Below are 8,865 nucleotides of genomic sequence, written 5' to 3' on the forward strand. Positions count from 1 at the left end.
AGTGTCCTTCTTCCACTAAGTAGCTTACGGATACCTACCACTGAGGGAGACCACTCATGGCTGTCCAGCACTTCACGCCGGAAGGCATGCCGCACCCGGTTCCGTACCACCACGTGGCCGTCGGCACCGGTACGACACACGTCCACGTCAGCGGGCAGATCGCGCGCCGGGCCGACGGGACTCCGGTCGCGCCCGGCGATCTGGCCGGGCAGGTCGCCCAGGCACTGCGCAACACCTCCCTGGGGCTCGCGGGGGCGGGCGCGTCCTTCGGGGACGTGCTGCGTCTGACGTTCTACGTGACCCGGTGGAGCCCGGAGAAGATCGGCGACCTGATGGCCGGCGTGGAGGCCGTCGCCGACGAGATCGGGCTCCCGCTCCCCATGCCGCCGGCCTCTCTCATCGGCGTCGAGTACCTCTTCGAGCCGGACGTGCTCGTGGAAGTCGAGGCGACCGCACTGCTCGGCTGACCTGCGGGGCGCGCCTCCCGGCTGTCGTCGGTCGGCGGGCAGGGGGCAACCGCTCACTTCTCCGTGGCGCGCGGGCGCAGCAGCAGTGCCGCCAGCAGGGCCGTGCCGGCGAGGCCGATCGCGGCGATGGCGGTGACGGCGGTGAAGCCCCGGTCGTAGGCGTGCTGTCCGGCGCGGAGGAGGGCGTCGGCGGTGCGGTCCGGGAGGTGGGGGATCAGCCCCTCCATCGCCGCGAAGGACTGCGCGGCCCTGGCCCGGTCGCCGTGGTCGAGGTCGGCGACGGCGGGCAGGCCCGTGCGGTACGCGGCGGTCAGGACGGTGCCGAGGACGGCCACGCCGAGTCCCGCGCCGAGTTCGAAGGACGTCTCCTGGATGGCGGCGGCCTCGCCGGACCGCTCGGGCTGGGCGGCGCTCATGATGGAGTCGGCGCCCAGGGTCATCACGATGCCCGCGCCGTAGCCCGCGCAGACGAGCGGGGCGAGCAGGACCGCGTAGTGGCCGGTGTCCCCGGTGACGGCGATGGCGGCCATGGCGGCGGCGAACAGGGCGAGGGCTGCCGTGAGCGACCAGCGGTTGCCCCAGCGGTTCGCGGCCCAGGGCGCCGTCACCGCGCCGACCGCGTTGGCGCCGGCCAGCGGCATGAGGGCGAGCCCGGCGCGCAGCGGGGAGTACCCGCCGACCTGCTGGAGCCACTGGGTCAGGAAGAACAGCAGGGCGACGTAGCTGCCGAAGCAGCCGATCACGCACAGGGTGGCGGTGGTGAACCGGCGTTCACGGAAGAGGGAGAAGTCCAGCAGGGGCTCGGGGATACGGCGCTGGCGGCGGACGAACACGTACAGCAGCAGGGCGCCGACGGCCGCGCAGCCGAGGATGACGGCGTTGACGCCCGCGTGTTCGCCGGCCTGCTTGAGGGCGTAGACCACAGCGGCCAGGCCGGTGACGGACAGCGCCACGCTCGCCACGTCCCAGCGGCGCGGGAGCGGGTTGCGGGACTCGGGGATGACCCGGGCGCCGACGGCCAGGATGACGACGATGACGGGCACGTTGATCAGGAAGACCGCGCCCCAGCCCCATCTCTCGGTGACGAGGCCGCCGACGAGAGGGCCGATCGTCGCGCCGACGCTGTGCGCGGCGGTCCAGATGCCGATGGCGACGGCCCGCTCCCGGTCGTCGCTGAAGACGACCCGGATGATCGCCACCGTGGACGCCATGATCATGGCGGCGCCGACGCCGAGCGCTGCGCGTGCCGCGATCAGCTGTCCGGTGGTCGCGGCGAAGGCGCAGGCCGTGGAGGCGAGCCCGAAGGTGAAGAACCCGCTGAGCACCATGCGCCGCCGGCCGATCCGGTCGCCCAGGGTGCCGCAGGTCACCAGCAGCGCGGCGAGCGTGAGGGAGTAGACGTCGACGATCCACAGCAGCTCGGCGGGCGACGGCTGCAACTCCTGGCTCATCCGGGGGACGGCGACATGCAGCACCGTGAGGTCGGTGCCGCACAGCAGCAGGCTGCCGGAGACCACGGCGAGCACCAGCCAGCGCCTGCGGTGGACGCGGGCCGCTTCCTCCGACTTGGCCGGCCGTGCCGTTCCGTCGAGCGTGCGCGGCGCCGCCGGTGCTTCTTCGGGTGACATATTCTCAGTTTCCGGAGGTATCAACTCGGGCCGCAAGTACGGTCATTTCTGTGTCCTAGTGCCATTCGGTATACCGATGGAGGTCAGCGGTGCGTTCCAAGGTCGAGGATTCACCTGATCAGTGCGCCGTCGAGTTCGCGATGGAGATTCTGGGAGGCCGCTGGAAACTGGCCATTCTGAAGCAGCTGGTGTCCGGCACGCACCGGTTCGGCGAACTGCGGCGGGCCCTGCCCGGCGTCACCCAGCGGATGCTGACGCGTCAGCTCCGTGAGCTGGAGGAGGACGGGCTGGTGTCGCGCACGGTGTACCGGGAGGTGCCGCCGCGGGTCGACTACACCCTCACGGAGATCGGCCACAGCCTGGACGCCATCACCGATGAGCTGGACAAATGGGGGCAGTGGTATCGCGAGCAGGTGGGCGGGCCAGGCCCCTCCGACGATGGGCCGTCCGGCTCGCGGCCCCGGGGTCGATAGGGCGGGGCCGGACGGTCCGCGACCGTCACAGCGTCGTGCAGACCTCGTCGTACGGCAGCCGGGGGCCGCGCGGCCGGGACGGGGGGCCGGCGGGTCTGCCGATGTTCACGACGAGCAGGGCGCGCAGAGCGCCGTCCGGGAAGAACTCCCGCTCGACGCCCTTCTCGTCGAATCCGCTCATGGGCCCGGCGGCCAGCCCGGCCGCGCGTATCCCGATGAGGAAATACGCCGCCTGGAGCGCGCCGTTCAGCAGTGCGGAGTGTTCGCGCAGTTCCGCGTCGGCGGCGTAGAGTTCCGCCGCTCCGGGATAGGCCGGGAAAAGCTCCGGGAGTTTCTGGTGGAACCGGGTGTCCACCGCGAGGAGTGCGGTGAGCGGCGCGCGCAGGGTCTTCTCCCGGTTGCCCCGGGAGAGGTGGGGCGCGAGCCTGGCCCGGCTCGTGGCGGAGCGCAGCATGAGCAGTCGTAGCGGCTGCTGGTTGAACGCGGTCGGGCCGTGGCGCACCAGTTCGTGGACGGCCCGGACCACCTCGTCGGGGACCGGTTCGTCGGTGAACCGGTCGGCCGTGCGGGCCTGCCGGAAGAGCAGGTCCTGGGCCGCCGGGTCGAGGGCCAGCGGGTGCGTGGTGGGGGTCGGCATCGCGGGGCCGGTCAGAATTCCGCGAGGTTCTGCCGCAGGGTGTTGCCCGGTGTGTAGGCGTCGCGGGTCAGTCCGCGCCGCTGGAGTGCCGGGACCAGGCCGTCGGCGACCTCGGCGATGTAGCGCCGGTTGAGGCGGAGCAGCGGGGTGGTGATCATGAATCCGTCGCCGCCGGCCTCCTCCATCGCCTCGCCCATCTGCTCGGCGACCTGGTCCGGTGTGCCGACCAGGTCGATGGAGGAGACGAGTCCGCCGGCCCCGTCGATGACGAGTTCGCGCAAGCTCTTGCCGCTCCCCCACTGCTGGAACTTGTCCAGGGTGCCCTGCTCGCCGTTGGTGGTCAGCTCGTGCGGCAGCGGCTTGTCCAGGTCGAACCGGGCGAAGTCGATCTCGGTGAGCGCCGACACCTGGGCCAGGATGTCCTGGATGAACTGCGGGGAGGAGACCATGCGGGCCTGCTTGTCGCGGGCGTCCTGTTCGGTCTCGCCGAGCGTCGGCGTGACGCAGAACAGCACCTTGACGGAGTCGGGGTCGCGGCCATACTCGGCAGCCCGGCGTCGTACGTCCTCGCGGAACTCCCGCATGTTCTGCGGGCCGCCGGCGATGGCGATGACGGAGTCGGCGTTGCGCGCCGCGAACGCCCGGCCCCGCGGTGAGGCGCCGGCCTGTACGAACGCGGGCCGGTGCTGGGGCGACGGGACGGTGTTGAGGGGGCCGCGCACGCTGAAGTGCTTGCCCCGGAAGTGGATCGGGCGCACCTTGGTGTGGTCGGCGTAGACACCGTTCTCGCGGTCCAGGACGACCGCGTCCGGGTCCCAGGACGCGAACAACTGCTTGACGACGTCCACGTATTCGTCGGCCATGGCGTACCGGACGTCCCGCGGCGGCAGCTTCTCCATGCCGAAGTTCTGCGCGGCGAGGTCCTCGGCGCTGGTGACGATGTTCCAGCCGAACCGTCCGCCGAGCATGCTGTCCATGGTGGAGGAGAGCCGGGCGGTCATGAACGGCGGGTAGGCCAGGGTGGACAGCGTGGCCACGATGCCGAGTCGGGTGGTGGCGAGCCCCATCGCGACGGCGAGCGGCACGGGGTCGTGCTTGGGGACCACCATGGCCTGCTTGAGCGCGGCTTCGGAGGTGCCGCCGTAGCTCTCCGGGACCATCAGCTTGTCCTCGACGATCACGTAGTCGAAGCAGGCGCGTTCGAGGGCCTGGGCGACCTCGGTGTGGAACCGGCCGTCCCACGGGGAGCCGCCGGTACCGAAGGGGCCCTGCCAGTCGTCGGGGGTGAAGTTGAAGATGAAGGCGAGGTGGAACTTCCGGGTCACGGGCGCTTCCCTCCGGGCTGGGTGGTGCGGGTACGGCGGTCGGGGCGGGTCTGCGCGAAGAGCAGTCCCTCGCCCTCGCGGACCAGGGCGACCGCCTCGTCGACGACATGGCGCAGCAGCTTCTCGCCCAGGGCGGCGCTGGATCCCGCGGTGGACGAGAGGATGCCGCGGTTGCTGATCTGCCCGACGTCGACGGGGTGCAGGTACACGCCGGCCCGGGGCGGACGGTCGTGGCCCGGGCGTTCGTCGGTGACCAGGTCCGGTCGCAGGTGCAGCATCAGGCTGGTCTCGGTCACACCGGCGTGCTCGGCGTGCCAGCCGGGGAAGGCGGTGATCTCGGCGTCGGTCCAGGTGTCGCGGACGAGGCTCCACCAGCTGAAGGCGAACACCTCGGTGCTGTCCAGCAGGCCCTGCCCGCGCACCTGGTCCAGCGCCTCGAAGAGGAACGGCTCGTTCTCGTAGTGCCCGTTGACCACGACCAGGCGGCTCATGGGCAGTTGGACCAGGGAGGTGAGCGTCTCGCGCAGGAAGGCGATCAGGGTGCCGCCGGTCAGGTGCACGGTGCCCGGGAAGTACAGGCCGCCGCCGCTCTGCGGGAGCGAGCGGGCACCGATGGGCAGCGCGGGCAGGGTGAAGGCGTCCAGCTCGCGGGCGATCCCGTCGGCGAACGCCTCGGCGAGCAACAGGTCGACGGAGAGCGGCAGATGCGGTCCGTGCTGTTCGACGGCGCCGACGGGCCACACCACCGTCCTGCCGCGCACGGCGTCGGTGACCTGCGTGCTGGTGAGGTCGGTCAGCCGAAGGGGGCCGGGGTGTTCGCCGGCCGTCGTGCCGGTGCGGTCATCGCGCGTCATGCCGGTGCCTCCTCCGGTGTGGGGTCGGTGGGTGCCGGGGTGCGGTCGGCCGGGTCCGTGATGTCCCGGGTCTCGGTGAGGACGCGCTGGAGGGTGTCGTACATGTCGGTGTGCAGGGCCGTGTAGACCTGCACCGCGTTCGCGCCGACGGCGAGGTAGTCGGCCACGTCCCGGCCGCCGGTGACGCCGCCGCTGGCCAGGATCGGCAGGACGAAGCCGCGTCGGCGCAGTTGCCAGATGGCGGCCAGCACCAGCGGCTTGATGCCGGGGCCCGAGTAGCCGTAGACGCCGCCCAGTTCGAGGTCGCCGGTGCCCGGTGCCACGGCGGCCCCGGGGATGGTGTCGCTGACGGTGACGGCGTCCGCCCCGCCGGCGATGGCCGCGCGGACCCGGTCGTGCAGTCCCTCGCCGATGGCCAGTTTCACGGCGAGCGGGACATGGGTACGGCCGCGGGTCTCGGCGGTGTAGGCGTACACCCGGTCGGGGTTGTCGTCGTCCAGGCCGTCCTCCTCGTTGAGGCAGGAGATGCCCAGCTCCAGCGCCCGGCAGCCGGTGCCCTCGATGTCCGCGGCGAGGGCGGCGAGTTCGGCGGGACTGTCGGCGTGCACGGAGGCGATGACGGGCAGGCCCTCCTCGGCGAACGACCGCAGCACTCCCAGCCAGTGGTCGACGGGGCGTTTGGAGTACGTGGTGCTGTTCAGCATGCCGACGGGCAGGCGCAGGATGCGTTCGTCGAGTCCGGTCGGCGGGCTGGGGTGGATGGTCTTGGTGACCACGGCGCCGGCTCCCTTTTCGAGCAGGCGGCGGATGTTGCGTTCCTGGTCGGTCAGCAACCCGGATCCCACGATCACGGGGTTGGCGATCGGCAGGCCCAGTACGGCCATGTCGGGCACTTCTCACTCCGTCCGGCGGTTGGTTGGGGCGCTGGGCGGGTCAGGCCACGAGGCCGGCGACGATGGCCTCGCGCTGCCGTTCGGTGGCCGCGAGGACGGCGTCGACCAGCAGGGAGGGCCGCTGCGTGAAGGCGTCGAAGTCGATGACCTGGACGGCGCCCACGCGGTACAGGCCCTTGAGCAGATGGCTGGCGGACTCGACGAAGGGCTGCTTGGTGATCATCACCACGGGACGGCCGAACGCGGTGGCCCAGCCCAGTTCGACATGGGTGCCGTCGGTGCGGCGCAGGGTGCCGTCGTCCAGCAGCGGCAGGACGGGGACGAAGACGTCGCACTTCCTCATCCAGCGGAAGTCGCGCACCGAGACCTGTTCCGGGGTGAAGGCCGCCGTCTGCTCGCCGAACTTCTCCACGACGTGCGCCGAGAAGACGTTGGCTCCGTACTGGGTCACCGTGCCGATCGCCACGGTGATGGCGGCCTGTAAACCTCCGGCGAACCCGGTGCTGAGGATGGCGTGTTGGATCGGACCGCCCACGAACACGTCGAGGCCGGTCAGGGCGCCGTCGACGGGTGCGGGCGCGTCGACGGCGATGTTCTCTGCCATGTGTGCTGCTCCTGTTGGGGGGTGCGACAGCCCTGCGGCCAGGACTGCGGGACGCCTGAGCCACGTGCGGACGGCCCGGCAGGGGTGAGAGGGAGTGGGAAGCCTCCCGGCGTCGGCTGCTCAGCGGACGCACACGGGCCGTTGACCACCTCAACGGCACATGCTTGTACGGGAGTCGGAGTTCAGGGGGCCGCGTCGAGCCGCGCGTAGCGGCCGCGGTGGTACAGCAGGGGCGCGCGGTCGTCGGCCGGTACGGCCAGGCGGCGCACCTCTCCGATGACCACCAGGTGGTCGCCGCCGTCGTGCTCGGTGTGCACCCGGCAGTCGATCCACGCGCACGCTCCGGCGAGCCGGGGCGCGCCGTCGGGGGACAGCTCCCAGTCGACGCCACGGAACTTCTCGCCGCCGGACCGGGCGAACCGGTCGCTGAGCGCCCCCTGTCGCTCGGCCAGGACGTTGACGCAGAAGAACGCGCCGGCGCTTATGGACGGCCAGCTGACCGAGTCACGGCTGACGCACAGGACGACGCGGGGCGGGTCGAGCGACAGGGAGGAGAAGGCCTGACACGTGAAGCCCATCGGCGCCTCGGCCCCTATGCCGATGGCCCCCATTCCGGTGGCCCCCATTCCGGTGACCACGGTGACGCCGGTACAGAACTGACCCAGTACGGCGCGGAACTGACGGGAGGTGACGGGGTTGTCTACTGCTGCGGAGGTGCTCTCGCCCAACACGTGCTGTCCTCTCGGCCTGTTCGGCCTGTGCGGATACAAGCAGCCCACTACGCGTCACGGTTGGTGACAACACAACAGTCTGTCGCATGTGATTGGTTGCGACAACACCCCTTCCCTGCTTGATAAAGATCCTGCCATCATAGGGTCCTGATGAATGATTCCGACATACTCGATGTGATGGACCAGCGGATCGTCGCTGCCCTCCAGATCAACCCCCGGGCCGGGGTGGCGGAGGCCGGACGCATCCTCGGTGAACACGAACGCTCGGTGGCCCGCAGACTCCAGCGCCTGACGGCCCTCGGAATCGTCCGCTTCACGGCGGAGTACGACCGGGCGCGCTGCCGGCTGGGCCGCACGGCGTGGCTACGGCTGAAGGCCCGGCCCGGTTGTCTGGAAGCCGTCGGTGACGCGTTGGCCCGGCGCGAGAGGGCCCTCGGCGTCGCCTCGGTGAGCGGTGCGGCGGGTCTGCTGTGGTGCGAACTCGTGGTACCGACCCAGCCGTTGCTGCATGCCCTGGCCGAGGGTGTCCCGGACCTCCCCGACGCGGAGGTGCTCGATGTGTGCGTCACCCTGCGGCCGTTCAAGACGGGTGCCGAGTGGTACGCCCCGGTGCTCACCGACGAGGAGGAGAAGCTCGTGCGGGCCAGCCTGGTCCGGCCCCTGCCCGTCCTCGCCGACCGGGACGACCCCACGCCCACCGACCAGCGGGTCGCCACCCTGCTCCGGGACAACGCCCGGATCTCGCTGACCGAACTGGCCAGGGAGCTGGGCTTCTCCACGGCCACGGCCGGCCGCCGGGTCGCGTCGCTGCTGGAGCGCCGGGCGCTGCGGCTGCGCACCGTGGTGGACCCGGCCCGACTCGGCCGCCCGGCACGGGCGTTGCTGCGGCTGAAGGTCCGTCCGGGCGGCGTGGAGAAGGTGAGCACGGCCCTGGCCGGACACCGGGACGTGTACTCCTGCACCGCCGTCACCGGGGCGTACAACCTGCTGGCCGAGGTGTGTCTGCCGCGCGAGGCGGACGTGTACGGCTTCCTCGTCGAACTCCTCGGGCCGGCCGAGGACCTCCTCGACCTGGACACGGCGCTCGTCACCCGCGCCTACGGGTTCGGGTCCGGCCCGGACGCCCCGCACTGCTGAGTCCTTCTGCCGGTTCCTCTCCTTCCAGGTCCCCCTTTCCGCTCAGCCCGCCCACCGCGACCACGGGAGCCCTCTTGGCCACGCCGACTGCCCCCTTCCGTCCCGGCCCCCCTCAT

10 protein-coding genes are annotated in these 8,865 nt (G+C 71.3%); 3 read left to right on the forward strand and 7 right to left on the reverse strand.

Annotation, left to right across the window (positions count from 1 at the left end; translation table 11 throughout):
- Window positions 1-56 precede the first annotated feature (56 nt).
- A complete protein-coding gene (locus NX794_RS20690) occupies window positions 57-467 on the forward strand; it encodes a RidA family protein (protein WP_258780091.1) in 411 nt (136 codons plus the stop codon).
- 53 nt (window positions 468-520) lie between these two features.
- Here the strand turns inward: NX794_RS20690 and NX794_RS20695 are convergent, their stop codons facing one another.
- Window positions 521-2,095 (reverse strand): MFS transporter, encoded by a 1,575-nt coding sequence (locus NX794_RS20695; RefSeq protein ID WP_258780093.1) that lies wholly within the window; start codon window positions 2,093-2,095, stop codon window positions 521-523.
- 89 nt (window positions 2,096-2,184) lie between these two features.
- Here NX794_RS20695 and NX794_RS20700 point away from each other — a divergent pair, with 89 nt between their 5' ends.
- On the forward strand, window positions 2,185-2,568 hold the full coding sequence (locus NX794_RS20700) for a winged helix-turn-helix transcriptional regulator (protein WP_258780095.1): 384 nt from the start codon (window positions 2,185-2,187) through the stop codon (window positions 2,566-2,568).
- 25 nt (window positions 2,569-2,593) lie between these two features.
- Here NX794_RS20700 and NX794_RS20705 read toward each other — a convergent pair whose 3' ends face one another.
- The 6 genes from NX794_RS20705 to NX794_RS20730 form a co-directional block, all read right to left on the reverse strand.
- Window positions 2,594-3,205, reverse strand: a complete 612-nt coding sequence (locus tag NX794_RS20705; RefSeq protein ID WP_258780097.1) for a malonic semialdehyde reductase — start codon at window positions 3,203-3,205, stop codon at window positions 2,594-2,596.
- Window positions 3,206-3,216: 11 nt separating this feature from the next.
- On the reverse strand, window positions 3,217-4,530 hold the full coding sequence (locus NX794_RS20710; RefSeq protein WP_258780098.1) for an NtaA/DmoA family FMN-dependent monooxygenase: 1,314 nt from the start codon (window positions 4,528-4,530) through the stop codon (window positions 3,217-3,219).
- Window positions 4,527-5,384, reverse strand: coding sequence for a creatininase family protein (locus tag NX794_RS20715; RefSeq protein WP_258780100.1), 858 nt, complete (start codon window positions 5,382-5,384; stop codon window positions 4,527-4,529). Before NX794_RS20715 ends, NX794_RS20710 begins: the two co-directional genes overlap by 4 nt.
- On the reverse strand, window positions 5,381-6,268 hold the full coding sequence (locus NX794_RS20720; RefSeq protein WP_258780102.1) for a beta/alpha barrel domain-containing protein: 888 nt from the start codon (window positions 6,266-6,268) through the stop codon (window positions 5,381-5,383). Before NX794_RS20720 ends, NX794_RS20715 begins: the two co-directional genes overlap by 4 nt.
- Before the next feature lie 49 nt (window positions 6,269-6,317).
- Window positions 6,318-6,881 carry a nucleoside 2-deoxyribosyltransferase gene (locus NX794_RS20725; RefSeq protein ID WP_258780104.1) on the reverse strand — a complete coding sequence of 188 codons (564 nt, stop codon included), beginning with the start codon at window positions 6,879-6,881 and terminating at the stop codon, window positions 6,318-6,320.
- Between the two features lie 182 nt (window positions 6,882-7,063).
- Window positions 7,064-7,609, reverse strand: coding sequence for a flavin reductase family protein (locus NX794_RS20730; protein WP_258780105.1), 546 nt, complete (start codon window positions 7,607-7,609; stop codon window positions 7,064-7,066).
- A 180-nt stretch (window positions 7,610-7,789) separates the two neighbouring features.
- Between NX794_RS20730 and NX794_RS20735 the strand changes: the two genes are divergently transcribed.
- Window positions 7,790-8,749 (forward strand): Lrp/AsnC family transcriptional regulator, encoded by a 960-nt coding sequence (locus NX794_RS20735; RefSeq protein ID WP_258780106.1) that lies wholly within the window; start codon window positions 7,790-7,792, stop codon window positions 8,747-8,749.
- Window positions 8,750-8,865: the final 116 nt, after the last annotated feature.

It is taken from the genome of Streptomyces pyxinicus (genome assembly GCF_024753135.1).
GTDB lineage: Bacteria > Actinomycetota > Actinomycetes > Streptomycetales > Streptomycetaceae > Streptomyces > Streptomyces pyxinicus.

Coding starts and splice junctions, on each gene's coding strand:
- NX794_RS20725 (WP_258780104.1), bottom strand. CDS start 6,881: ATGGCAGAGAACATCGCCGTCGACGCGCCCGCACCCGTCGACGGCGCC.
- NX794_RS20690 (WP_258780091.1), top strand. CDS start 57: ATGGCTGTCCAGCACTTCACGCCGGAAGGCATGCCGCACCCGGTTCCG.
- NX794_RS20735 (WP_258780106.1), top strand. CDS start 7,790: ATGGACCAGCGGATCGTCGCTGCCCTCCAGATCAACCCCCGGGCCGGG.
- NX794_RS20715 (WP_258780100.1), bottom strand. CDS start 5,384: ATGACGCGCGATGACCGCACCGGCACGACGGCCGGCGAACACCCCGGC.
- NX794_RS20705 (WP_258780097.1), bottom strand. CDS start 3,205: ATGCCGACCCCCACCACGCACCCGCTGGCCCTCGACCCGGCGGCCCAG.
- NX794_RS20720 (WP_258780102.1), bottom strand. CDS start 6,268: ATGGCCGTACTGGGCCTGCCGATCGCCAACCCCGTGATCGTGGGATCC.
- NX794_RS20695 (WP_258780093.1), bottom strand. CDS start 2,095: ATGTCACCCGAAGAAGCACCGGCGGCGCCGCGCACGCTCGACGGAACG.